Source organism: Fusibacter sp. 3D3 (assembly GCF_001748365.1).
Lineage (GTDB): Bacteria > Bacillota > Clostridia > Peptostreptococcales > Acidaminobacteraceae > Fusibacter_A.
The window spans coordinates 184745-209940 of sequence record NZ_BDHH01000006.1; the positions used below are offsets into that span (position 1 = coordinate 184745).

Genomic DNA, 25196 nt, shown 5'->3' on the forward strand with positions numbered 1-25196 from the left:
CTTTTCCCATATTCAGTCTACTTTTGACACTCTAGTGCTCTATACGATTTCGAGGACTTCATCGAGTTCTCTTCTTGCTCTTCTTGGATAAAGTGCTTTACTTTCGTCATAATGACCCAATCCAATAAGCATAACCACTTCTTCATTTGCTTTTAAGTTAAAGGCTTTTTTGATCCCTTCAAAATCAACTCCACTCATTGCGTGACTGTCCACGCCGAGCTCTTTTGCCGCCAACATAATGGACATCGCATAGAGCCCTGCATTGCTCTCTGCAAACTTAATTTTGCGCTCTTCTGAACTGCCATATAAAAATCCAGCTGCATCTATTGCACCTTTCGCTTGCTCATCTCCGATCATTGCCTTTAACTCTGCCCACATTGAATTATCTGGACTATACCCTTCTCGATCACCCACTATAATTAAAGTCATAGGTGCTTCTTTGATCTTAGGCTGTTTATTGGCATTTTCAAATAACATTTCTTTTTGAGCATCCGATTTTACTGCAACAACACGCCAAGGTTGTAAGTTGAAAGCAGATGGCGCAAGGCCAGCAAGTTCAATAATTTCTTTTAATGTCTCTGTTGAAACCTCTTTTTCTGGATTGAAAAAGTTGACCGATCTTCTCTGTGTGAATACTTCTCTTAATAACATAATATTGCCTCCTTGTTTGATTAAAATCATTAGTTTTCGTCCAGTTTAGAGGCAGGAGTGTTTAACCTGCTCTAAGCGGTTAGACGAGAACGGGTCAGGCGAAACGAAGTTTCGACGGACAATGATTAATGTAATGGGTGTTTTGCATGTCTATACGACATCGTTTTATTACTAATTAGTGATATCAGTTTAAAAAAAAGGGCAATCCCCCCGATTGATGCCTCGGGGGGAATCTTTCGGCTCAAATCTTGTTGTAAGGACAACATTTGATGCATCTTTCGATGCCTCAAACCGATTTTCGCTTACAATTCCCCCCGACTGATGCCTCGGGGGGAATCTTTCGGCTCAAATCTTGTTGTCTACCAATCCATTTAATTTTTTTAGTAAGTGGTGAAGTTGGTGTTTTTCTGCTTCGGTGAGTAACTTGAAAAAACGATTCAATTCCATGAGATGTAAATTGAAAACGGCTTCAATCAAGGTCTCCCCTTTCGATGTCAACTGTATCCAAAAAGCTCTACGGTCTTCCGGATTAGACTGTCTGGTCACAAGACCTTCTTTTTCAAGATTTCTAATGACCACGGTCATGTTTCCACTGGTGGATAAAGTCTTCTCAATCAACTCACAGATCTTCATATCCCCTTTGTGATATAAAGCTTCCAGAACACCAAACTGTGCTACTGTCAATTTATAAGGCGTAAGAAAATTTTGAAGGTCTCGTCCAAGTGATAATTGAGTTCTTGATAATGCAATGACCAGTTTTAAGTTAGTATCGTTTTCTTCACCATAAGTGTTTATCCTCTTCATGAAAATAATATATCACTAATTAGTGACATTGTCAATACGTTAATGCCCTTTCTTTTTTTCTTTTTTTTGCATTTGTTTTTTTTCAAATTTTATTTTTTCCTGCTGTTCTCTAAATGCCTTTGATTTAAAATGTCTCAGTTTTTTTTGGGAATCTCTTTCTGCTCTTATGGCATCTTGAGCTTTGGTTGAAATACCAACCTTGCTCACTTCTTTTGAAACCAATCGCTGTAATCGTTTTGGATTTATTCGTTTAGATGCACTCTGTATAAATTCTGCGTCCTCGTTATAAAAGCCACTGAATTTTAGTTTAAAATAATACCGAGTGATAAAGTTCAGCAGTTCTTCTCCTTTGGGCTCCGCTCCAAAAGTTACCTTGCAAATACTGATTTTCCCATCAATTGTCTCTTCAAAAACACCAATCCAAAAAGAATTTTCATAAAAAACGGTTAATTGATTCATAATGCCTCCTGTTTTTTGTGCATTTTTTGAGAAGGGACAACCCCAGGAGGGCAGGTTACTGACAGCATAGCTGCATCCGGACTACCTACCGGATCGTGTTTTTATCTCTGCAATCTTATGTTATCTAATTTTATTAACTTTGTCCATATGAGATTTCAGTCGACAAAAACAGGTAAGCGCCCTAAATACGAACGCTTATCATGTCTTCTATTTAATTCAACCTCTTATTTAATTCAACCCCTTAAGCTTTAAAAATCAATTGGTCTCCTTCATGATTTAAATCAATCAAAATATTACTATAATCCGAAACTTCCCCAGATAGCAATTTTCGACCCATTTGAGTTTCCAAATGTTTTTGTAAATAACGTTTGAGCGGTCTTGCACCAAACTCTGGTACATAGGCCTTGTCAATAATGTAATCTTTAGCGGCATCTGTAAGGGAGAGTTCAATATGGCGTTCTGTTAAAAGACCTTGTAATTGACGTATTGTCAAATCAATGATCTGTCTAACTTGAATTTTACTAAGTGGTGTAAACAATACAATTTCATCCATTCGATTGATAAATTCTGGTTTAAAGTATCTGAAGAGCATCTGATGCACTTCGTTTCGAGTCATCTCATCTAATTGACCCTGTTTAATCTTTTCAAGCAAGAGTTCACTGCCAATATTAGAAGTCATAATGATAATCGTATTTTTGAAACTGACGGTTTTACCTTGATTATCCGTTAATCTACCCTCATCCAATAACTGAAGCAATATATTAAATACATCTGGATGTGCTTTCTCTATTTCATCAAAGAGCAAAACCGAATAAGGTTTCCGTCTGACGGCTTCTGTAAGTTGCCCACCTTCGTCATAACCCACATATCCTGGAGGCGCGCCAATCAACCTTGAAACAGAGTGTTTTTCCATATATTCACTCATATCAAGCCGCACGAGATTGTGTTCATCATCAAAAAGGGATTCCGCTAGCGCTTTTGCGAGTTCCGTTTTGCCAACACCTGTTGGCCCAAGAAAAATAAATGAGCCAATTGGTTTTTCTGGATCTTTAAGGCCTGCTCTTGCCCTTATAACCGACTCGGAAACAGCATTAACGGCTTCATCTTGTCCCACCACACGTTTGTGAAGATGAAATTCTAGATTTAAAAGTTTTTCTTTTTCAGTTTCGTTGAGCTTGCTGAGCGGAATTCCCGTCCATTTAGAAATGATTTCAGCAATCTCCACTTCAGTGACCTCCTCTTTGAGCAATGTCATTTCATGCGTTTCGGATTTATTCTGAGCTTCTTCAAGTTGTTTTTCAAGTGCAGGGAGTTTCCCATATTTTAAACTGGCCAACTTTTCAAGATCATAAGCACGCTCTGCTTCTTCGATCTCTCGCTTTGTTTGTTCGATTTCTGCTTTTAAATTTTTTTCTTTTGTGAGAATTTGCTTTTCAACTTCCCACTGTGCTTTCATATCATGAGATTTTTCTTTAATGCTCAAAATCTCTGATTCCAATTGAACAAGACGTTCTTTAGCACTCTTATCAGTCTCTTTGATCAACGCCTGTCTTTCTATTTCCAGTTGCAATTGTCTTCTGTATATTTCATCTAAATCACTTGGCATGCTGTCAATCTCAGTCCGAATCATTGCTGCTGCCTCATCCATCAAATCGATAGCCTTATCTGGCAAAAATCGCTCTGTAATGTAACGACTCGAAAGGACTGCACAAGCCACCAAAGCAGAATCTGTAATTCTGACACCATGGTGAATTTCAAATCGATCTTTCAACCCCCTTAGAATTGAAATGGTATCCTCAACTGTTGGCTGCTCCACTAAAACAGTCTGAAAACGGCGTTCGAGTGCCGCATCTTTTTCAATGTACTTACGGTATTCATCTAGTGTCGTCGCACCTATGCAATGAAGCTGACCACGCGCTAATAACGGTTTGAGTAGATTTCCAGCATCCATTGCACCTTCCGTTTTACCCGCACCCACTATATTGTGAAGTTCATCTATAAAGAGCAGTATTTCGCCTTGTGACTTTTCAACTTCGCTTAGAACGGCTTTTAATCGTTCTTCAAATTCACCTCTGAATTTAGCCCCTGCAATCAAGGCCCCCATATCCAGCGCGAACACTTTTTTGTTTTTTAAACTTTCAGGCACATCACCACTTAAAATCCGCTGTGCCAAGCCCTCAACGATGGCAGTTTTACCCACGCCAGGCTCCCCAACAAGAACGGGGTTATTTTTAGTTCTTCTGGATAAAATTCTAATAACGCGTCTTATTTCTGCATCTCGTCCAATAACAGGATCCAATTTGCCGGATTTCGCAAGTGCCACGAGGTCTTGTGCATATTTTTTTAGAGCTTCATAAGTCGCCTCAGGATTGTCCGAAGTGATTCTTTGATCACTTCGGATCATTTGCAAAGCTTCAAAAAAATGGGCTAATGTAATTCCATATCGTGTCATGAGCTTTGAAGAATACGTGTTTCTCTCTTTAATGAGTGCTATGAAAACATGCTCAACACTTATAAAATCATCGTTAAATTTTTTGGCCTCTTCTTCCGCTTGGATGAGAATCTGATTGAGCCTACGCGTCCCTGAGACTTGAACATCACTGCCAAAGACTTCAGGTTGAGACTCTAAATAGCCTTCAATTTCATTTACATAGGCATCTGTATCTATATTTAAATAGGCTAAAATTTTCAATATCAGGCTGTTCTCTACTTTTAAAAGGCCATAGTGCAGATGCTCCCCATCCACCTTTGCGTGATTGAGTTTAATGGCCATTTTATGCCCTAATTCAATAGCTTCAGAAGTCTTTTGTGTCATTTTTTCTAAATTCATCTTACACCTCCAACGGTTTTGTCAGCACTCTCTATCGTCGAGTGCTAATTTAATTATAACTGCTCTTCTTTAAAACTTCAACCTCTCCTAAATAAAACGATTTGTAAATTTTTTATGTATGCGTTCCTCTGATTCAAAATAAATAAAAGTGTTGTAAATTCATTTGAGCATTCTTAAGAATCGACCCAAAATGAAAATACAACACCTTTGGTAAAATTAATCTTGAGGTACATTTTCAGGTCTTAACCAAGCCTGTTTTGCATCTAGTTTGACCGAAAATAGCCTACCATAATTTGCTTCATATTTTGATTGATGATATTTGAACATCATTTCATCATTGAATTTTCCAACAATTTCGATCTTCCCGGTTTCATGGCTCATGCAAAATTTAATTCTTTTGCTGTGACCATGCATTAACTTTTTCGCATTTTCTACGATATCGTAAGCTTCTTCAAGAGGCACTTGAAATTGGTTTTTCACACCTTTTACAGGTCTACATTGGAAAATGTAGTAAGGTATAATCCCGTATTTAACAAGGCCATTAATGAGAGTTGCAAGTGTCCTTGGTTGATCATTGACACCTTTTAAGAGAACGGTCTGATTATTCACGATGATGTTGTGATCTAATAGACATTTGACAGATCGAACGGCTTCTTCAGTCAATTCGTTTGGATGATTAAACTGGGTCACTACATAAAGACGTTTACGCTTTGAATATTTGCTTAAGATGCCCAACAACGTTTGATCAGAATAGATGCGTTCTGGAAAGACGACTGGAGTCCGCGTTCCAAATCGAATAAAATCCAGATGATCAATCGTGGTGAGTTCTTGTAAATAAGATTCAATCATTTCATTTTCGAGTAAAAATGAATCGCCACCCGTAATCAAGACATTGTTAATCTCTTTATGATTACGAATATAAGTCACAGCTTCGTTGATGAAGCCAATTGTTTCACTCGTATTTGTACCGACGAGCCTTTTTCTAAAACAATGCCTGCAATACATCGCACATTTATTTGTAGACAGTAACAGTGCGGTGGTGGCATATTTGTGTTGTAACCCTTGCATCTTCGTATTTTGTGATTCACCACTTGTATCAAAATCGCCATCCATATCAAATTCACCTATAGATGGTATTGCCATTTTTCTTATCGGATCACTGGGATCCTCTGGATCAATTAGATTTAGATAGTAAGTCGTTGATGATATGGGAAAATGTTTTGTTATTTTGGCGTAATCACTTTCCTCTTCTGGTGAAATTCGAATAAATGCTTTGAGTTTTTCAACCGTATTGACGTTGTTCTTCAAAGAATCCTTCCAGGTCATTTTTACCCCCTTCAAATTTAATTTATGTGTTAACTCATTAGCAGTGCTTAACTCATATCATTATTGTACCATAAAAACTTATCATTAAAAAGTAAATTGTTACCATTTCATCATGATTTTAAGCCCTTTTTAGAGACTTACTTTTCAAGCTCAAGTAATCAAAGCGTATGCTCAGTCCGCTTCACTACCTTAACAACCCCTGCGCATTACTATCGAATTGTATGTTTCTGAACTAGAAATATGAACTATCGTTAATATATTGTCAATAACATTGGATATTCCTATTCTCAATTTCGACCTCAAAAGTTACATTTATGAAATAATTGCGTCTGATTCGTCATATTTGTTTGCATTTTTTCCCTTTTATGCGCTGCCTACAACTCAAATTCATCATTTTGTATCTTTTTCGTAATATTTATCCTTTATTGATACAATTTCATATTATTTTTTGGGTTGAAACCAGATTGATGAAATCATTACTTTGTGATATTATTAACGCATAAACAGATAGACTTCTTTCCATTCAAATTGAGTATGCTTATTCACATTATGAACCCCACCTGCCCTAGTCGACGGAATTGTATCGATCAAGATTGTTCCTCCTTCCTGAAATTGGGAAGCCTATATTCTCATCAAATCGAAACCGATCTCATCTATGCAGTTTAATTTTATAAGACGACAGCTCAACACTGAGATCGTTGAGCCATCACTTTTAAAATCGTCACTATGGCAGGTGTTAACATTTTTAAACAGGAGGAACCAATGGAAATCAAAGTATGTATCGGGAGTGCGTGTCACTTAAAAGGCTCTTATGATGTTATTAAGAAATTTCAAGCTTGCATTACTAAGCATCAGCTTGAAGAAACAATTATCTTAAAATCCTCTTTTTGTCTAGGTAAATGTTCTGATGCTGTATCTGTCCAAATCGATTCAGGCGAAGTAATCTCTATGGAACCAGATGCCGTTGAAAACTTTATGGAAAATCTTAAAAAGAAGGTGATTTAGTTGGAATTTATCAAATTTGATCATGATCTTTGTGATGAATGTTTTAAATGTCTCCGAGTATGTCCCACTAAAGCGATTGCCTTTACAAATAATAGACGTCATATAATTGATCATCTGTGCATAAAATGCGGTCTTTGCCAGATGCATTGTTCACAAGGTGCTTTGACCATTCAGCTCGATCTTGAAAAAGTTCAAAACGCCATAAAAGCACAAAAAAAAGTATTGGTATCACTTGCGCCTTCATTTGCAGGTGTCTTTAAGATGAAAACCCCTGGTCAAATGGCAACTGCTTTAAAACAACTGGGTTTTGAAATCGTAGAAGAAACGGCGCGTGGTGCAGAAATCATATCCTTAGAATATGAAAAAAACATTGGACACGGTGGTACTGACAATATTATCACCAGTTGTTGCCCTTCCAGTAATTACTTAATTGAACACTACTATGAAAAAGCAACACAGTCGGTTATACCTGTGGTCTCTCCTATGACAGCACATGGACTCGATATGAAATCCAGATATGGGCATGATCATATGATCGTTTTTATTGGTCCTTGCCTTGCAAAAAAAGCAGAAGCTGTTGATCATCCAGAATCGATTGATGCCGTCATCACCTTTAAAGAGCTTGATCGATGGTTTTCTGAGGAGAATATTATCTTATCAGAACTCGAAACCATGTCATTTGACACACCTGTCAGCAGACGCGGTCGTGCATATCCACTTGGCGGAAGCTTATGGAAGCGCGATCTAAAAACAAGAATTAACCCCGCTTATAAGTACATTCATGTAGATGGCATCGAAGCCTGTAAAAGTTTTTTAAATTCCGTTGAAAACGGTGAAATTAAAGGATATTGTGCCGAACTCAATATATGCTCTGGCAGTTGTATCAATGGCCCAGATGTCCCTTCTGATGCACCCTCTTTATATAAAAGAATGAACCTTTTAACAGAATATGTCGAGAAAACACCACTATTACCTACTGACAAGCCCTATGTTGATGATCGACTCACCAGTGCTGAGCTGCATAATGAATTTATACCCAAACTTGTCAATGCAATTGCTATAAACGATCATCAAGTTTCTGAAATATTAGTAAAGATGGGCAAATATACGATGAAGGATCAGCTCAATTGTGGTGCCTGTGGTTACAGCTCTTGTTATGAAAAAGCCGTAGCGATCACAAAAGGCTACTCCGACATCGATATGTGTCTAGACACACTCCGTAAAAAGGCAGAAAGCTTACAAGCGATCATTTTTGACAACAGTCCAAATGCCATCTGTATACTGGATTCAGAGCGCCGTATTCAAGAAGTAAACCCTTCCTTTAATCAACTTTTTAATGCGACGAAAATCAAACTCACTTATTGGCCAATTGCAGCACTTATAGATGATACGCTCTTTGAAGAAATTGCAGCATCAAACCATCATCATATGAGCAAAAAAATTTATCTGTCCTCTGTTGACCGCACTTTTTATTCCAACGTCGTTAAGATTCAAAACGGCAAGATTTACGTAGGTATCTTTACAGACATTACTGAAGCTGAAAGCAATAGAGCAGAACTTGAAAAAGTGAAAGAAGAAACACTTGTCACTTGTCAACAAGTCATAGAAAAACAGATGAGAGTCGCACAGGAAATCGCCAGTTTATTAGGTGAAACCACTGCTGAAACTAAAATTGGGCTCAACAAACTCAAAAAATTAGTCTTAACTGAAGGTGGTGATTAAAATGTTGTCAGAATACTATATGGATGTTGCTCACCACTCACTCAACAAATATGGTGAAGAACTCTGTGGTGACAAAGTCGAAATCATCAAATCTGATAATCGCATGATTATCGTTTTAGCCGATGGTCTCGGCAGTGGTGTAAAAGCGAATATTTTAGCCACTTTAACCAGCAAAATCATGATTACTATGCTTGAACAAGGTGCTGATATAAAGGAAACGATTGATACGATCACGCACACGCTTCCCATCTGTAATGTTCGAAAAATTGGTTATTCTACTTTTACAATTTTAGAAATTGATCAAGACCTCAATGCAAGAATCATCGAATTTGATAATCCTCCTGTTTTCATTTTAAGAAATCATAAAATTTTGACCATCGACAAAATCAAACTACTATCAGCAGATAAACAAGTTTGGATCAGTGAATTCAAACTCGAAGTGGATGATGAAATTACACTTTGCTCTGACGGTGTCATCCATGCAGGTGTTGGCAGGCTCCTAAACCACGGTTGGGAGTGGCAACATGTCGCCGAATTTCTAGAACTTCAATCCACACCTTCTGCTGAAAAGCTCAATAGACGGCTGATAGAAACTTGTAAAAAATTATATGACGACAGGCCAGGTGATGATACCACAGCGGTCACCGTCAAAGTCCGAAATCCACAGTGGCTTCAAGTGCTTACAGGCCCTCCAGAATTAAAAATTAAAGATCATGAAACCGTTTCAAAGTTCATGTCACAAACTGGGAAAAAGATTGTCTGTGGGGGTACAGCCGCCAATATAGTCTCTCGCGAACTCAATAGAGAAATCATCACTGAAATTGAATATATAGATCCTCTGATCCCACCCACTGCTAAAATAAAAGGCATCGATCTCGTTACAGAAGGTGTGCTCACCTTAAAAATGGTCCTTGGGAAACTCAAACAGATCAATCTCAATGCAGATGAACCCATTTTCAACAAAAAAGACGGCGTCAGTAGACTTTTAAAACTTTTGCTCGAAGAATCCACACATATCCACTTTTGGGTAGGACGAGCAATCAATCCTGCACATCAAAATCCCGATTTTCCAAAAGAATTGAGCATCAAGACAAATATTATTAAAGACATTGTAAATGAACTCACCCACATGGGAAAGTTGGTTACACTAGAATATACAGATTGATCAACACATGTGAAAAATAGAATAATAAAGGTGACCAAATGAGAAAATATGAAAATCAAGTCCAAAAAATTAAAAGCACTGTGCTCATTGAAGTGGCACGTTTGGCCTTTGAAGGTAACTTAGAAGCTCAGCTCAGTACAATTCCATTTAAAGTCAATCCTGGACCTGAAGAACAGTACCGTTGCTGCATATTTCACGAACGTGCAATCACAGGAGACCGTGTACAAATGGCTATCGGCGGCAATCCACATATTCCAGGTATTGTTGAAGTGTTAGAATCCGCATGCGATCAATGTCCAGTCAACCGCTATGCCATTACTGAAACCTGTCGTGGTTGCATTGCACATCGTTGCCTTAACAACTGTCCTGTGGATGCTATAAAAATACAAAGTAATAAAGCGGTCATTGATTATGGCAAGTGTATTGAATGTGGCAGATGCAAAGAGAGCTGTCCTTATAACGCCATCGCTGACGTTATGAGACCTTGTCGTAGAGAGTGCCCCACAAATGCGATTAAAATCGATCACCGCAAAAAAGCGGTTATAGATTATGACTTATGTATAAACTGCGGTGCATGTGTCTACCAATGTCCTTTTGGTGCCATACAAGATAAATCTGAAATAATACCTGTAATAGAATCTCTCAAATCAAACAGTAATCACCTCTACGCCATGGTAGCACCTGCTTTTGCCACACAATTCGATTTTGTCGATTTAGGCAAGGTGATCAGTGGCATTAAAAAACTGGGATTCAGAGATGTTGTGGAAGTCGCACTCGGTGCTGACCTCGTCACAAAACACGAGGCTGATGAACTCATCAAAATGAAATATCATGGTAAAGTGCTTACCAGTTCATGTTGTCCGAGCTTTGTTGAATATATTGAAAAGAAATTTCCTGAGCTTCAAACTCACATTTCATCGACGGTATCACCAATGACTGCCACAGCACGTTTAATAAAAGCCATTGATCCTGAAGCCGTTGTGGTCTTTATCGGACCTTGCATCTCAAAGAAAAAAGAAAAACAAAAATCTACCGATACCGATTACGTGCTTACATTTGAAGAACTTGCAGCACTCATGGATGCACATGACATTGATTTGGAATCCCTTGAGACTGCCCCCCTAAACAATGCTTCTTATTTCGGCAGAAAATTTGCAGCAAGCGGCGGTGTCACCTTATCCATTTCAAATTATATGGCAGAACAAGGTGTCATGGATATTACACCTCTTGCCTGCGATGGCATTGAAGCTTGTGATAAAGCGCTGAAACTGCTCAAATTCAACAAGCTTGAAGCAGATTTCATCGAAGGCATGGCATGCAAAGGTGGCTGTATCAAAGGGCCCGTTACGATGCATCATGGTCCAAAGGATCTCAAAGCACTTGAAGCGTACTCCAAAAAAGCCATCGAAGATCGCACCTGTGATGCCCTTAGAATTTTTGAAAACATCCACATCTCCTTAGAATAAAGTATTAATAAAGTCCTAACACACGAGAAAGCACCCATGCCCTGGGTGCTTTCTCGTGTGTTAAATATTAGAATCCACTTTAAAACAGTTGCATAAGCCATTCAGCAAATCGCTTTAAAGCACCTGAATTCGCCAATGAACTGATCGGGAAAAAGGCCAGCAATACGACTTCAAAGATAAAAAGTCTTCTATCCTTTATCGATTGATTGAATTTATAGTATTGAAATAACATTTTTCTCAAATCATCAACCTTGCTTTCAAGGATAACATAACGATCATTCAGCTCAAAATATTCGATGATATGGTCATGCCACTCTTTTAGAACAATGGAAGTTGAAGGCTTCTCAAAGAGTCCAATCGATTGTGCCAATTTGTATTTGAAAGAAATCATCTCTCCAAGTACACGCTTCGTTCGTCGGTCTACTTTTACACGCCCTTTACTCATCTGAATCAAAAGCGGCTCAATTTGATCCATAAGCCCCTCTAGTGCTCTTTCCACATGAGCAAGTCCCACGGACTTTGCCATGGTTTCAGCGATCATTTCTGTAACTTGCTTATGGGGCACGGTTTGAAGCGTTTCATGTAAAGTTTCTCCAAATGCGCCAATTTCGAGTTCATAATGTTCATAATCTTTGGCAAAGCCTGTGTAGTTTAAGGTTTCAATTTGATCCAATAAGGCTAAAAAATCACGCATTTCATCTTCGTAAAAATTTATAAATGAAACGATTCCAAATTGGTAGAGAATCACCTCATGTCCTTTGATGGTCCTTTTTAATATAGATTCCACTATATGATTATCCAAAACGATATAATCACTCCATTTTAGAGAGCGTGTCCTTTTAAAATAGCCCGCAATTTTATCAAGATCAAAAGTCTCTTTCACCTTGAAACTATAAAATCGAACCGTTTGCATAGGTGTCCTCCTCTATCGGATCAAATCCAAAAACATTAAGACCACTTCAGCTACGATCAGTATAACGATCAACCACTCAATAAAAGTCCCTCTCATGGAATGAGAAATTGTCGCAAAACCATCGATTATATTGTTGAGAATATCTGTTTTCTTTTTCATAATTTCATATCGATCAGAAAGCTCAAAGAACTCCGCCATTTGATCATACAGATCACTGTTTAGATAACTTTCCCAAGTGAGGTCTGGGCGATCTAAAATCATAATATAAGCAATTGTACTATATTCATGTCTCACAACTTGAGCAATAGTCTTAGCGAGCTTTCTGTCACTGAGTCTAAATCTACCTTTTTCAAGTCTTTCTACCATACTTTCAATTCGATCCAAAATATTTTTCATATTTTCTTCAACACGCTCAAGTGCAACCGATTTGGCGATTACAGTGGCCACAATTTCTTGATAAGCCGTTTCAAATCTTGCAACCACAAGTTCTTCGTCTGTAAAGCTAAAAGGCTTATCTTCATCAAGTCCTAGATCAACCTTAAGTTCATACTCATCAAAGTACTGAGTCCATTTCTTGAGATCAATTTCTTTTTCAAACCCTTTTAAATACTGCAAAAGTCGATTATCCTCATCAAAAGTAAAATCGATCGTCACAAAAGTGCCAAAAGAAAAGACAAAGACCTTTTTATCCTTCATATTTAAGCCACTAAATATAGTGTCCAAAATGATTGGCGTTAATATCAGCGGTTCTTCCCAAGTATATTTTTTCGGAATGCCACAATCCAGTGCAATTTTATTTAAATCAATCTCATTAGCTACTGAATAAGCTTTAAATTTCATATATGACCGCCCTCCTTTCGCATAAATCTTGCTTCATTATACCATAAATCAAATCCGCTTTTTAATAAGTTCTATCATATTTAACAGCGCTGGCGTGATAAATTTGTTGTGATGATAAGTGATATTGAAAGTTCGCTTAAAAGTTATGAAATCTGCACCTATAACCTTGAGTTCGCCAGCCTTCAATTCAGCTTCAATCAATCTCTTAGAGATTGCTGCAATGCCATGGCCTTCGACAACTGCTTTTTTTATACTTTCAAAACCAGTACATTCCCAAGCAATATTGAGACCTAAGCCATGTTCCAAAAATATGCGCTCTAGAAGTTCTCTTGTACCGCTCCCTTTCTCCCTAACGATAAATGCATGGTTTTGAAGAATCCCTACATCTTGTATTGCCTGATTAAAAAGCGGATGGCTTTTGCCACACACTATTTGGAGTTCATCTTCAATCACAGGCTCATTTTTAATCCGTTTATCATGCGTTGTCCCCTCTACTAAAGCAATATCAATCTGATTGTTTAAAAGAAGCGCTTCAAGCTCAGATGTATTCTTAATCACAACGTGAGTTTCAATCTCGGGCATAAGCGCTTTAAACTTTGAAATCAGTTCTGGCATAATGGCTTCACCCACGGTTAAACTCGCGCCCATTTTCACAATTTTCTGATGCGTTAAAGAGCGCTCCATCTGCTCAAAGAGTTGGGTGATATGTCTTGCATAATCTAAGTATTGTTTGCCCGAGTCTGTGATGTAAAGTTTTTTTGAGAACCGCTCAAACAATTTGATGTCGTAATAGATTTCAATTTCCTTTATGGCCTGACTGACAGAGGGTTGCGAAATATATAGTTTTTTAGCAGCTTCTGTCATACTGCCTAAATCCGCAACCAAAGTCATAATTTTTAAGTGTCTAAAAGTCATTCTATGCCTCTTTCATTTATACATAAGCATTCGGTTATCTATATGATTATACAATAGTATTTTACATATGAAAAGAAGTGTGTGAAACTATAGGTAAAGGAGGTATTTTAAATGCAAACATTTAAACAAAATTTTAACCAAAATTTTAACCAAAATCGACTTGGACTTCTACTTACAATCGGCTTAGCTCTAATCGCTTGGCCTCTTGGAAAAAGATTTCCACTGATTGGTGCACCCGTATTTGCTATATTGATCGGCATGATCGTCAGGCCAATCATCCTGCCGCATCTTGACCTCTTTAAAAGCGGTATGACCTACAGCTCTAAAAAGATTCTGCAATACGCCATTATACTGCTTGGATTTCAAATGAACCTTTTCACAGTCTTTGAGGTGGGTAAACAATCTTTAGCCATCATGGTTTTCACGTTATCCACTGCCTTTATTGTCACTTATATCATGGGGCATCTATTGAAGACAGAGCCTATTATGACAACCCTAATTGGCGTAGGCACCTCAATCTGTGGCGGATCTGCTATAGCGGCTACTGCACCCATTCTAAATGCAAATGATGAAGAAATTGCACAGTCTATCTCTACTATATTTCTTTTTAACATCATGGCTGTGTTTCTATTTCCAGCTCTGGGTCAATTTTTAAATATGAGTGATTATGGTTTTGGCATATTTGCTGGCACAGCGATAAATGACACCTCGTCAGTGGTTGCTGCATCCACGGCTTGGAGTTCTTTAAAAGGCAACAATACAGCCCTTGCCACTGCAACGGTGGTAAAATTGACTAGAACTTTAATGATCATTCCCATCGCCTTGGTTTTATCCTTTTTACAAACCCGAAAGCACAAAGACCAAAACCTCAGTATTTCTAAAATTTTCCCATGGTTTATTTTAGGTTTTCTTTTAACCACAGTTCTGAGCACCACGCTCAATTTGCCTGAAAACATTGTCACGGCATTGATCACACTTGGAAAATTTATGATCGTAGTCGCAATGTCTGCAATAGGTTTAAACACTGCACTCCTTAAACTTTTACGAAATGGCTTCAAACCGATATTATTAGGCTCTATCTGTTGGTTTTCGGTCACAATTGTCGCTTTAATTGTACAAAAAACGATACAGCTTTGGTAATCCAAACTGTATCGTTTATAAGCTTAAACTTCGATTATCTGTGAAGCCCACTTTAATGACCACTGTTAACATGATGATAAACAGCGCCTAAAAGATTGGCGTTGTTTGAAAACTTACAGCGCTCTACTCTTGGCTGGACTCCGCTGTAATCAAATCCACTGTAAATTTCTTCAAACTTTTCTTCTAATCTCTCTAGAAAATCTGCCCTTTCGCTTATGGCCCCACCTAGAAGAATCAATTCAGGATCATAATAGAATTGAATGTTGTGAATGCCTATGGCGTTATATAAGAAAAAATCATCAATCACTTGCTTTGCATCTTCATCCCCTTGCTCTGCTCGCTCAAAGACTTCTTCTCCAGAAATTCCAGTCAAAGATTTTAACTGACTGTACTGGTCTATCATGGCTTTTGTCGACGCCACACTCGACCAATTTTTAAGATGTTTTCTATCACCCGCATCTAAAATGGAGTATCCAAATTCCCCTGCAAAGAGATGCTTTCCTGTATGAATCTTTCGATCTTTGACAATAGCACCGCCAATACCTGTACCACATACGACTAAGGCAACATCCTGACAATTCTTTGCTGCGCCTAACCACACCTCCGCTAGAGCTGCACAGTTGCCATCGTTCTCACTTGTAATTTTCATATGATATGATTTCCTAAGAATTTGATTTAAATTTTTTCTAAACAGAAAGTCCATGCTGCCTTTACCCAAAATCTCACCTGTTTCTGCATTTACAGGTGCGGGAACAGATAATGCAATGCCTTCAAATGTAATAGATTGCGCTATAAAGCTATCAATGATGGCAGATAACTGATTTACTAAATTTTCAAGACTTGTTTTATTTGTTTTCTCTCTACTGTTAAACCCCAACACACCCGAGCTTGAAACAAGACCATATTTAATATTGGTCCCCCCTATATCAATCGCGAGATAATTCATTTTAGAGTGCCTCCCCATTTGTTTCAATTACTTTATTATACCAATAAAAAGATTTTTTAGGTATCCTTTTCAAGTCAGCACTTTCAAAATCTATATAAACGAACCCATAGCGTTTTTTAAAGCCATTGAGCCAGCTCAAAAGATCTGTGAAAGACCAAGTCATGTAACCTAATAGATCAACCCCTTCATTTACAGCTTCTTTACAAGCCTCTATATGAGCACTTAGAAACTGGATACGATAATCATCACTTATTTCGCCCTCAGCATTGATCACATCAAATGCGCCCAGTCCATTTTCACTGATCAAAATGGGTAGCCCATATCTTTTTTTGAGTTCCAAAAGCCCATATCTTAAACCATCAGGATCAATTGCCCAATCCCAATCCGTATAATCGCTATTTGGATTCTTAATGGTTTTGTATAAGCCCGGTATCCCCGATTCCTTTTGAGTGCCCTTTTTACCCGATGTATTAAAACTTGAAATCCCAACGCCATCTATTGGATTATAGGCGACCATAGCCGTTTGATAGTAATTGATCCCTATAAAGTCCACCACGTCTGCTGCAGTTTTCATAATTTTAAAATCACCTTCATCAAATGGCAACTCCATGTTTTGAGCTTCATAATACGCCACTGCATTTTCTGGATAACAGCCCTTATAATAACTGTCCAGATACCACCAAGGCCCAATATCATAATAGCTTTGCAAAGCATCTTGATCTTCTTTACTTGATGTGCTTGCATAAGCAGGTGTAAAGGCTATACTTGAACCAATCTGCCCCTTAAAACCCATTTCTTTATAAGCTAGGACTGTATGTGCATGCGCTAAAACCGTATGATGATATGTTTTTAAAAACAAGGCATCATCCTGTTTGCCAGGTGGGTGAATGCCCATAATATAGCCTAAACTCGTAAAGATGTTGGGTTCATTCATAACAATCCAGTACTTGACTCTGTCACCAAATGCCATAAAGCAAGTTTTGGCATATGCCGTGAAGTCATGAACGATCTGCCTTGATTCCCACCCCAAGTACTGCGTTTGTAAAGTTTGCGGCAAGTCCCAGTGATACAAAGTCACGAGGGGTTCTATCCCATTTTCGATGAGCAAATTGATTAGGCGATTGTAAAAAGCAACGCCGTCTGAATTCAGTTCTCCTGTGCCATCAGGCAGAATTCTCGTCCATGATATTGAAAATCGATATGCTTTTAATCCAATTTTTTTCATCAAAGCAACATCTTCTATATAGCGATTATAGTGATCCGTGGCAATATCGCCATTAGTGCCTTCATGTGTTTTTCCCTCAAGATGCGCCCAAACATCCCATACAGATTGCCCCTTACCCTCTGCAGCAATAGCGCCTTCGATTTGGTAGGCAGCCGACGCAGAACCCCATAGAAAATTACGATCAAATTGTGTCATTTAAGATACCTCGCTTGTTTTTTAATGTTTTTTTAATTTCATATTCCATTAAAGAGCTGTAGACAGATCCCCATATACTAAAGCCTAAAAAAATACCCACAGCTGGTACATATAAACTCACTTGTAACAAGGCATATGCTAACCCTATTAACATTATATTACCAATAATAAAGCCGTTCGTCATTAAAAAAGCATCTTTAACTAAATTTATATGCGCGTATTCAAATTTAAAGTAGAGTTTGCAGCTCATAATAAAGGTCATGCTCACCTCATACAACAGCATTAAACTCAGTATCGAGGGTGCCAAGTATGAGGATACTAAGACACTAATGATGAGCAGTGTAAAAATACTGCCGATCCTATTTGCCTTTTTAAAAGATTTTTTATACGCACTAAAATAAGTTTTTACAGTACTATTGGGATCAACAGAACTCGCTTCAAAAAGTGCTACAAGAGCACTGCCTAAAGTAAAAATAGGTATAGAAGTCACAATAAACAGAAGATTTAACACCAACAATTGATAGACTTTATTCATCACTTTCTCCAGCATTTTAAGCCTCCTTAATTGAGATCAATCCCATCCAGTGTACAAGATAGCAAATGTGCGCCACGGGGAATAAAGGCGCACATTTGCTTTTTAACATAGACCATTTGTGTTCATTTACTTTTGTTTTGCTAACCATGCCTCTAGTTGCTTTTGTTTTTCTGCGATGATCTTATCAGAGCCCGCTTCTTTAAATGCAGCAAGTGCCTTTGGCAAATACTCTACTGGATCAACAGCACCCGTTTCTAAAGAAGGGACATACTGATCCCATGCATTATTACATGCAGCAATTTCATTTTTAACAGATGACGGATCAAATATGAAACCAAGCGTTTTAGTCCCTGTTGCACTTGCATTGAAAGCGTTAAATTGTTCCCATTTAGCTGGATCTTCATTTTCCCAAAGCAAGTTGATAAACTGATTACCAAACATCCAACCTAAACCTGGATTGTATTTTTCACTGTCAGGTCCCGGTTTGATTTGTGTCTCATTTACTTTCACATAATGTACACCTTCAATACCAAAGTTAATTAAATTGTTAAAATAAGGATCTGTATTGAAGAGTTCTAAAAGCATCAATGCTCTTTCTGGATTTTCAGAGGTTGTTGAGATCGCTTGCATTGAACCTGACGTGTCTCTGTTTGAAATAATTGCAGGCGTGATGTTGATCTGAGTCCATTCAAATCCAGTTGAAGCTGACATTTCAGCATCTTTTCCAGGCTTAAGTGATTTCACAGATGCAAATATTTTACCTGCTGATAAATCTGCATTAAAATCGGTTACAGTAGCTGCATCTTGTCTGATATATCCCTTTTGATAATAATCACGCATTGTATTGAAATAGGCAATAGACTCAGGTGCTTCAAATTCATTGAAAACTTTCATATCCGCTGAATCATTCCAAACAACACCAGGATACTTATCATCACCAACTCTATCAAAATCTAGCAATTTAAATGGTGATTCGCCATTTAAAGCTTCAAGCGCGTACATTGTCGGTTCGTTTTCTTTAATGATTTTAAGGAATGGTTCCATATCTTCAAGTGTTTTAACACCTGACAAATCCATGTTGTACTTGTCGACCATATCTTTTCTCACGATAAAGCCCCATTGATGCGCTTTTTCTTTGTTCGCTGGAATCGCGTAGTTGATACCATCAATTTGAGAGCCCTTTAAGAAATCATCGCCTAACATGGCTTTTGTTTGAGGCGCATATTGTTCAAACAAATCATTTAAAGCCACATAAGCGCCTTTAACGGCTTGCTGTTGATAATTGTTTGTCCAAGATGATGTAAAACAGATATCAAATTTTTCACGTGCAGCAATTGTAGTTCTCATTTTTTGGTCATAACTGCCCCAATCATAACATTGTATCTTTAAGGTCACGTTAAGTTTCTTTTCTTTTAAGTACGCGTTTACTTTTTCTTCAATCTTCGCCGTATCTTCTGGCTGACCATTGCCGATAACATACCAAATCATATCGACTTGTGGCAATGAATCCCCAGCAACCACCGCACCAGCTGCGACTTTGTCACCACAACCTGCAAGCAAAGACATCATTAATACCACCACTAACATCAAACTCATTACTCTTCTCATTATTTTCCCTCCAAATTTCATATTGTGAATTACCCTTTGATCCCACCAATTGTAAGCCCAGCAATAAAGTATTTTTGGAAATATTGATAGGCAAATATAATCGGACCAATTGCAATAATTGCCATTGCCATTCTCGCTGTTTGTGAAGGAATGTTGGATAAGAGTTGTGAAACATTCCCTAGCGAATTGGACTGTGAAACTAAATAAGTGATACTGCGATCAACACGGTACATCAAATATTGTAAATTGAATAGTTTCTCGTCTGTAATAAAAAGCAAAGGTGAATACCAATCGTTCCAATAAAACAGCACATTAAACAGTCCAATTGTTGCAAGTGCTGGTTTTGAAAGAGGTAGTACAATTTGCCAAAAGATTCTAAACTCACTGGCACCATCTATCTTAGCGGCTTCTATAAGGCCCGGATGCACAGCTTGACTAAAGAATGTGCGCATCACCAAGACGTATAACGGCGTGAAAAGGCCTGGTAAAATCATGGCAAAAATTGTATTCTTAATGTGAAGCACATTAACATATACCATATACCAAGGGACTAACCCCCCGTTAAAGAGCATTGTGAAAAAAACTAAAAAAGTAAATAACCGTCTATGTTTAAAATCTCTTCTTGACAAAGGATATGCATACAGTGCTATGACTAGTAATGATGAAAGACTTCCTACTACTGTGATAAATAGAGTTACACCATAGGCTCTGAGAATATCACTGGCATCTTTCAATACATAACTGTAAGCATCAAGGCTTAATTTAGACGGAATCAGACGATAGCCCATCGAACTGATCACTTTTTCATCTGTCAGCGAAACTGCTAGTACAAGTAAAAGCGGAAATATACAGGCAAAGGCTAATAAAATCATAATGATATGAATTACGATATCTGCTCTTTTGCTAATTTTAGTGGCATCCGCCAAGGATTCGTTTCGTTTTATATAGCGCTCTTGGGATTTTGTTAACCCTTCTATTCTACTTATATTCTGACTCATCTTTCCTCCTACATAAGTGCTTGTTCTGGGTCAATCATCTTCACAATTTTATTAGCAGTCAATATGAGCACTAACCCCACAACAGCTTGGTACAAACCGCTTGCAGCTGCCATCCCAATATCACCTGATTGTGTCAACGCCCTGTAGACATAGGTGTCAATGACATTTGTTACGTTGTATAAAATCCCCATGTTTTTAGGAATATTCCAAAACAAACCGAAATCACCATAAAAAATTCTACCTACTTTCAAGAGTGTTAATATAGTGATAACAGGCATTATGCTGGGAATCGTAATGTGTTTGATTTGTTGCCATCTCGTTGCACCATCCACAGCTGCCGCCTCATAATAAGTTTTATCAATCCCTATAATTGCCGCCAAATAAATGATGCTATCATAACCGGTCCACTTCCAAGTATTCACAGTTACTAGAATCCAAGGCCAAAATTTAGGTTCCGTGTACCAATTAATCGGTGCCATTCCAAAGGATTTTAAAACATTATTGATCATCCCCATATCAACACTCAGCAAAGAAAACACCAGATAACTCACAACAACCCATGATAAAAAATAGGGTAAGAAAAATATAGACTGATAAATCTTCGCAATTTTTTGGTTTCTGATTTCACCAAGTGCGATTGCAAGCCCCAGTGCAATGGTTACAGAAACCGTTATAAATACAAGGTTATAAAGCAATGTATTTCTGGTGATAATCATCGCTTGATCACTGTTAAACAAATACTTGAAGTTCTCCATACCAACCCATTTACTGCCCCAAAATCCCTTTGTATAATTGTAATCTTTGAAAGCTAATAAAATACCTCCCATCGGTAGATAGTTATTCGCAAGTAACGCGATCACTCCTGGGAGCATCATCACATAAAGTGCTGCATTGTTTTTGTAATACAATTTGTTTTTCCTTTTCTTCGTCTTCTTAACTTTTTCCATAAATGCATCCCCTCGCTTCATCTTCTAGTGACATTATATGCCCCGATAATTAAAAAGAGAATGCACAGTCTTGTGCATTCTCTTACATATTATTGTTCAATTTATTTCAATTTGGACAACAAATTTTTCCACCTTCACTAGGACATATTTGCCTTTTCTCGATACTGTGACGGGGTAATTCCAATTTGCTTTTTGAATAACCTTGAGAAGTAATGTGGATCTGGAATGCCAACGCGTTCCCCCACTTCATAAAGTTTTAAATCCGTTTCACATAGAAGGCCTTTCGCGGCTTGAAGTCTAATATCGTTTAAGTACTCGGATATATTAGAGCCCGTCTCTTTTTTAAACATGCGGCTCAGATAATAAGTGGACACATTGACTTCTGTGGCTAAATCATTCAAGGTTAATGCTTCTCTATAATGTCCCTTGATGAATTTTATAGTGTCTTTGATAATATTGTTGATGTTGGTTTGCTTTAAGATATGAATATGCTCGGATACTTTGATTGCGATCTCTCTTAATATACTGATGAGTTCTGAATAGTGTGCCGATGCCTGTATCTGGTTATGAAGCGATACCGGTTCCAAGTTAAAGTCAATTGGATTTAATTGCGGTTCAACGAGTACAAAATTATAAATATCATAAATGCATCTCACTATAAAACTGGTCAAATCCACTTGATGAAAAGTTTGATTGCTTTTTGTTATTTGCTCAATTTCTAAAATAGACTGTAAAGTTTCAACTTCATTTCCTATTTTAATGCTTCTCATCATCTGGAGTGCCATGGGTTCAATCACGCTTATTTCAGTATACTCTTGTAGTTTCAAATCTTCGTATAAGATGACACTCCCTCTCCCCAAGTAGAAACTGTAGTCAATAGCGGTTAAAACCTCATACGCTTTTTTGGATAACAACTCGGGTTCATAACAGGCCGCACTCATAGCTATAGTCACCGTGAGATCAAAACATTTTTTGCAAACATCAATTAATTCTTCTAACTTCGAGATCATAATCCCCTTGTCAATTGTATTCACTATGAAAGCAACTCTTGAATTTCCTATATCCACACGTTCAAACTCAAATTGTTCTGAAAAAAGTTCTTCAAATGTATTGATCACACCGAATTTAATGATGTTTCTATTGTATAAGTCCTCAATTTGAGAAATTTCAAGCAGCACCACCACAAAATGGTCTAACTTTATTTTAAAAGTATTGAGTTCTGCCTTAACCGATTCGTCCACAGGAACAGCACTGATCATGATATCTCTCAATAATATTTCTTTTAATATTGGCAATGCTTTATTAAATCTCACTTCCCACTCTTTTTTTATAGATTCATGCTGTAAATCATATTTGAGCTCCAGCGCTGCTTTTTTAATAACTTTAACGATTTCATCCAGTTTTGATGGCTTTAAAAGATAGTCAAAAGCACCCAGTTGCATCGCCTCATGAATGTAATCAAAATCTCTATAGCCCGTTAAAATAATAATTTTTGAATGTGCCACTAACGCCTTGACATTACGTATCATGGTGAGACCATCTACTTCTGGCATCTGAATATCAGTTAATATGATATCAGGTCTCAGTGTTTCAATTAGAGCCATCCCATCCACACCATTTGAAGCTTCAGCAACAACATGACAACCTAATTGTTCCCAATTGATAACAGTCACAAGTCCTTTTCGTACTAGGGGTTCATCATCTATAATAATGACTTTAAACATGATCTCACATCCGTTCGTTTGGTAGTTTTAGAGTTAATTTTGTATAATATCCAAGTCTGCTGTTCACATGAATCCCGTAGATTTCACCAAAATGCAATTTAATCCTTTGGTTGACATTATCGAGCCCAATACTCTGCCTCGATTCCTCTTGAATCATCGTAACACGATTAAGACTCATGTCAAATCTCTGATTCAGTCTCGTTACTTCAGATGCTACAAGTCCCTTGCCATTATCAACGACCTCTACGATGATCAGATTTTCATTAGTAAATACTCTAACTAAAATGACGCCTTTATGTTGAATTTCTGAAACACCGTGTTTGATGGCGTTTTCAATGATCGGTTGCAATAAAAGCTGTGGAATCTTCAAACTCAGTGCATTATGCTCAAGTTCCCATTTGATTTCTAAACGGTCTTCATAGCGCCTCATCATAATCACCAGATAATTTTTTACATATCCCAGTTCTTCTTTTAGCGTGATCAGTTTTATATCTCTGCTGATATTGGCTTCCAACATGCCTGAGAGTGCTGTAACCATTTCACTGATCTCAGGTGCATTGATCAGTTGTGCTCTCCAATTGATCGTTTCAAGTGTATTGAATAGAAAATGGGGATTGATTTGAGCTTGCAATGCCTTGATTTGAACTTCACGCCTTAAAATCTGCTCATTAATAACCGTACTCATCAAATGATTGGTCTCGTAGATCATTAAATCCAGTTGATCTGCAAGGTAACCCAACTCATCCTTGCGTTTTAAATTGAGTTTAGGTTCAACTTCACCTGATCGAAAAGCTTTGATATGCCCCACCAATTGATGTATTGGATTGACAATATCCATCGCTAGAAAAATCGTTAGTGCTGATAATATGAGGACTATAGGGATAAAAACTTTAATGACCCAGTTCGAAACATCATTAAACTCTTTAAGCAATGCATCTTTTGAAAAACTCGTAATAATATACCAATCCACGGTATCCATTTTGATATAAGAAATTATACGGTCATTCCCCTTCCCTCTAATATAGCCCATCTTTTCAGCAAACAAAAGATTTTCAGCATTCATCCAAGACATATCTACTTTTTCAGAAAATACGATGTTATTATTCGGTGTTAAAATAGCCAGTTCTTTTAAAATATCCGATGACATTTGATCATAAGTCTTACTGAGCTCTTTTTCATCTATCAAGATAGCCATCAATCCTATTTCTTTGTATGTATATAGGTCATTGATAATGCGAGCCAAAAAAACATTGCGCTTATCACCGTCTTCATCTACAAACCAAACTGCCCCTCCTTTGGCTTCACGTGCAAGTGGCAATAGTGATGCATAAGGAATAATGGCCTCTATGTTCGCACGACCACTATTAGAATCATAAGAAAAAAACTGATTTTTTTTAGTAACGATGGTTATAGATTGTATCGAATCAAAAGCCAATGCACGTTTCCTCAATATATTTTTAAGACTGTTGACATGATTGTAGTACTGAAATTTATCAGACTGGCCACTATTGAGAACATCGTATATTTCTTGATCATAAAGCATATCTTGAGAGACTACTTTTACATTTTTCATAAAATCCTCTGTACGCATTCTAATGATCTTAAGTGTGTCCATCGTAAGACTAATAGCATGCGCCTCCATAACCGTATTGATTTTCACATAAAAAAATAACCCAATTAAAAGCATTGGCAATACAACTTGAATGTAAAAAACCAAAAGCAATTTAGACCGTATAGAAAGTTTTTGATAGTAGGTTTTAAACGGCAATTGACTCCACCTCG

At 37.6% G+C, this 25196-nt stretch carries 21 protein-coding genes; 5 read left to right on the top strand and 16 right to left on the bottom strand.

The genetic code is table 11. From position 1 onward, the window contains the following. Positions 1-39: 39 nt before the first annotated feature. The 5 genes from F3D3_RS09185 to F3D3_RS09205 form a co-directional block, all read right to left on the bottom strand. Positions 40-651 (bottom strand): nitroreductase family protein, encoded by a 612-nt coding sequence (locus F3D3_RS09185; RefSeq protein ID WP_069873238.1) that lies wholly within the window; start codon positions 649-651, stop codon positions 40-42. 345 nt (positions 652-996) lie between these two features. After that, complete coding sequence (locus tag F3D3_RS09190; protein WP_069873240.1) at positions 997-1455, bottom strand: MarR family winged helix-turn-helix transcriptional regulator; 459 nt, start codon at positions 1453-1455, stop codon at positions 997-999. A gap of 39 nt (positions 1456-1494) precedes the next feature. Next, on the bottom strand, positions 1495-1914 hold the full coding sequence (locus tag F3D3_RS09195; RefSeq protein ID WP_069873242.1) for a YjdF family protein: 420 nt from the start codon (positions 1912-1914) through the stop codon (positions 1495-1497). Between the two features lie 241 nt (positions 1915-2155). Beyond that, on the bottom strand, positions 2156-4744 hold the full coding sequence (gene clpB, locus F3D3_RS09200; protein ID WP_069873244.1) for an ATP-dependent chaperone ClpB: 2589 nt from the start codon (positions 4742-4744) through the stop codon (positions 2156-2158). A 216-nt stretch (positions 4745-4960) separates the two neighbouring features. Continuing rightward, on the bottom strand, positions 4961-6070 hold the full coding sequence (locus tag F3D3_RS09205) for a KamA family radical SAM protein (RefSeq protein ID WP_069873246.1): 1110 nt from the start codon (positions 6068-6070) through the stop codon (positions 4961-4963). A 762-nt stretch (positions 6071-6832) separates the two neighbouring features. Between F3D3_RS09205 and F3D3_RS09210 the strand changes: the two genes are divergently transcribed. Genes F3D3_RS09210 through F3D3_RS09225 form a run of 4 tightly spaced genes read left to right on the top strand, consistent with a single transcriptional unit; the run spans position 6833 to position 11428 of the window. Next, positions 6833-7075: a (2Fe-2S) ferredoxin domain-containing protein gene (locus F3D3_RS09210; RefSeq protein WP_069873248.1), complete on the top strand. Its 243-nt coding sequence runs from the start codon at positions 6833-6835 to the stop codon at positions 7073-7075. Beyond that, positions 7076-8797: a [Fe-Fe] hydrogenase large subunit C-terminal domain-containing protein gene (locus tag F3D3_RS09215; protein WP_069873250.1), complete on the top strand. Its 1722-nt coding sequence runs from the start codon at positions 7076-7078 to the stop codon at positions 8795-8797. A gap of 1 nt (position 8798) precedes the next feature. Continuing rightward, a complete protein-coding gene (locus F3D3_RS09220; protein ID WP_069873251.1) occupies positions 8799-9962 on the top strand; it encodes a PP2C family protein-serine/threonine phosphatase in 1164 nt (387 codons plus the stop codon). A gap of 38 nt (positions 9963-10000) precedes the next feature. Next, on the top strand, positions 10001-11428 hold the full coding sequence (locus F3D3_RS09225) for a 4Fe-4S dicluster domain-containing protein (RefSeq protein WP_069873254.1): 1428 nt from the start codon (positions 10001-10003) through the stop codon (positions 11426-11428). Positions 11429-11507: 79 nt separating this feature from the next. Here F3D3_RS09225 and F3D3_RS09230 read toward each other — a convergent pair whose 3' ends face one another. Genes F3D3_RS09230 through F3D3_RS09240 form a run of 3 tightly spaced genes read right to left on the bottom strand, consistent with a single transcriptional unit; the run spans position 11508 to position 14096 of the window. Continuing rightward, on the bottom strand, positions 11508-12341 hold the full coding sequence (locus F3D3_RS09230) for an RMD1 family protein (RefSeq protein WP_069873255.1): 834 nt from the start codon (positions 12339-12341) through the stop codon (positions 11508-11510). 12 nt (positions 12342-12353) lie between these two features. Beyond that, a complete protein-coding gene (locus F3D3_RS09235) occupies positions 12354-13181 on the bottom strand; it encodes an RMD1 family protein (protein ID WP_069873257.1) in 828 nt (275 codons plus the stop codon). 48 nt (positions 13182-13229) lie between these two features. Continuing rightward, positions 13230-14096: a LysR family transcriptional regulator gene (locus tag F3D3_RS09240; protein WP_069873259.1), complete on the bottom strand. Its 867-nt coding sequence runs from the start codon at positions 14094-14096 to the stop codon at positions 13230-13232. A 111-nt stretch (positions 14097-14207) separates the two neighbouring features. On the opposite strand from F3D3_RS09240, the gene F3D3_RS09245 reads away from it, so the two are divergent. After that, on the top strand, positions 14208-15236 hold the full coding sequence (locus F3D3_RS09245) for a YeiH family protein (RefSeq protein WP_069873261.1): 1029 nt from the start codon (positions 14208-14210) through the stop codon (positions 15234-15236). 52 nt (positions 15237-15288) lie between these two features. Here the strand turns inward: F3D3_RS09245 and F3D3_RS09250 are convergent, their stop codons facing one another. The 8 genes from F3D3_RS09250 to F3D3_RS09285 all read right to left on the bottom strand — a co-directional run bounded on the left by F3D3_RS09250 (position 15289) and on the right by F3D3_RS09285 (position 25182). Then, on the bottom strand, positions 15289-16182 hold the full coding sequence (locus F3D3_RS09250) for an ROK family protein (RefSeq protein ID WP_069873263.1): 894 nt from the start codon (positions 16180-16182) through the stop codon (positions 15289-15291). A 1-nt stretch (position 16183) separates the two neighbouring features. Further along, positions 16184-17602 (bottom strand): glycoside hydrolase family 1 protein, encoded by a 1419-nt coding sequence (locus F3D3_RS09255; protein ID WP_069873265.1) that lies wholly within the window; start codon positions 17600-17602, stop codon positions 16184-16186. Continuing rightward, positions 17589-18152 (bottom strand): DUF624 domain-containing protein, encoded by a 564-nt coding sequence (locus F3D3_RS09260; protein WP_069873266.1) that lies wholly within the window; start codon positions 18150-18152, stop codon positions 17589-17591. The genes F3D3_RS09255 and F3D3_RS09260 overlap by 14 nt, the downstream gene beginning before the upstream one ends. 111 nt (positions 18153-18263) lie before the next feature. Further along, positions 18264-19745 (bottom strand): ABC transporter substrate-binding protein, encoded by a 1482-nt coding sequence (locus tag F3D3_RS09265; RefSeq protein WP_069873268.1) that lies wholly within the window; start codon positions 19743-19745, stop codon positions 18264-18266. A 29-nt stretch (positions 19746-19774) separates the two neighbouring features. Beyond that, positions 19775-20743: a carbohydrate ABC transporter permease gene (locus F3D3_RS09270; RefSeq protein WP_084388923.1), complete on the bottom strand. Its 969-nt coding sequence runs from the start codon at positions 20741-20743 to the stop codon at positions 19775-19777. Between the two features lie 8 nt (positions 20744-20751). Further along, a complete protein-coding gene (locus F3D3_RS09275) occupies positions 20752-21690 on the bottom strand; it encodes a sugar ABC transporter permease (RefSeq protein ID WP_069873270.1) in 939 nt (312 codons plus the stop codon). A 137-nt stretch (positions 21691-21827) separates the two neighbouring features. After that, a complete protein-coding gene (locus tag F3D3_RS09280; protein ID WP_069873272.1) occupies positions 21828-23414 on the bottom strand; it encodes a response regulator in 1587 nt (528 codons plus the stop codon). Between the two features lie 4 nt (positions 23415-23418). Next, positions 23419-25182 (bottom strand): sensor histidine kinase, encoded by a 1764-nt coding sequence (locus F3D3_RS09285; RefSeq protein WP_069873273.1) that lies wholly within the window; start codon positions 25180-25182, stop codon positions 23419-23421. Positions 25183-25196 lie beyond the last annotated feature (14 nt).

Coding starts and splice junctions, on each gene's coding strand:
- F3D3_RS09230 (WP_069873255.1), bottom strand. CDS start 12,341: ATGCAAACGGTTCGATTTTATAGTTTCAAGGTGAAAGAGACTTTTGAT.
- F3D3_RS09270 (WP_084388923.1), bottom strand. CDS start 20,743: ATGAGTCAGAATATAAGTAGAATAGAAGGGTTAACAAAATCCCAAGAG.
- F3D3_RS09195 (WP_069873242.1), bottom strand. CDS start 1,914: ATGAATCAATTAACCGTTTTTTATGAAAATTCTTTTTGGATTGGTGTT.
- F3D3_RS09250 (WP_069873263.1), bottom strand. CDS start 16,182: ATGAATTATCTCGCGATTGATATAGGGGGGACCAATATTAAATATGGT.
- F3D3_RS09220 (WP_069873251.1), top strand. CDS start 8,799: ATGTTGTCAGAATACTATATGGATGTTGCTCACCACTCACTCAACAAA.
- F3D3_RS09260 (WP_069873266.1), bottom strand. CDS start 18,152: ATGCTGGAGAAAGTGATGAATAAAGTCTATCAATTGTTGGTGTTAAAT.
- F3D3_RS09205 (WP_069873246.1), bottom strand. CDS start 6,070: ATGACCTGGAAGGATTCTTTGAAGAACAACGTCAATACGGTTGAAAAA.
- F3D3_RS09255 (WP_069873265.1), bottom strand. CDS start 17,602: ATGACACAATTTGATCGTAATTTTCTATGGGGTTCTGCGTCGGCTGCC.
- F3D3_RS09240 (WP_069873259.1), bottom strand. CDS start 14,096: ATGACTTTTAGACACTTAAAAATTATGACTTTGGTTGCGGATTTAGGC.
- F3D3_RS09265 (WP_069873268.1), bottom strand. CDS start 19,745: ATGAGAAGAGTAATGAGTTTGATGTTAGTGGTGGTATTAATGATGTCT.
- F3D3_RS09185 (WP_069873238.1), bottom strand. CDS start 651: ATGTTATTAAGAGAAGTATTCACACAGAGAAGATCGGTCAACTTTTTC.
- F3D3_RS09245 (WP_069873261.1), top strand. CDS start 14,208: ATGCAAACATTTAAACAAAATTTTAACCAAAATTTTAACCAAAATCGA.
- F3D3_RS09235 (WP_069873257.1), bottom strand. CDS start 13,181: ATGAAATTTAAAGCTTATTCAGTAGCTAATGAGATTGATTTAAATAAA.
- F3D3_RS09280 (WP_069873272.1), bottom strand. CDS start 23,414: ATGTTTAAAGTCATTATTATAGATGATGAACCCCTAGTACGAAAAGGA.
- F3D3_RS09225 (WP_069873254.1), top strand. CDS start 10,001: ATGAGAAAATATGAAAATCAAGTCCAAAAAATTAAAAGCACTGTGCTC.
- F3D3_RS09275 (WP_069873270.1), bottom strand. CDS start 21,690: ATGGAAAAAGTTAAGAAGACGAAGAAAAGGAAAAACAAATTGTATTAC.
- clpB (WP_069873244.1), bottom strand. CDS start 4,744: ATGAATTTAGAAAAAATGACACAAAAGACTTCTGAAGCTATTGAATTA.
- F3D3_RS09190 (WP_069873240.1), bottom strand. CDS start 1,455: ATGAAGAGGATAAACACTTATGGTGAAGAAAACGATACTAACTTAAAA.
- F3D3_RS09210 (WP_069873248.1), top strand. CDS start 6,833: ATGGAAATCAAAGTATGTATCGGGAGTGCGTGTCACTTAAAAGGCTCT.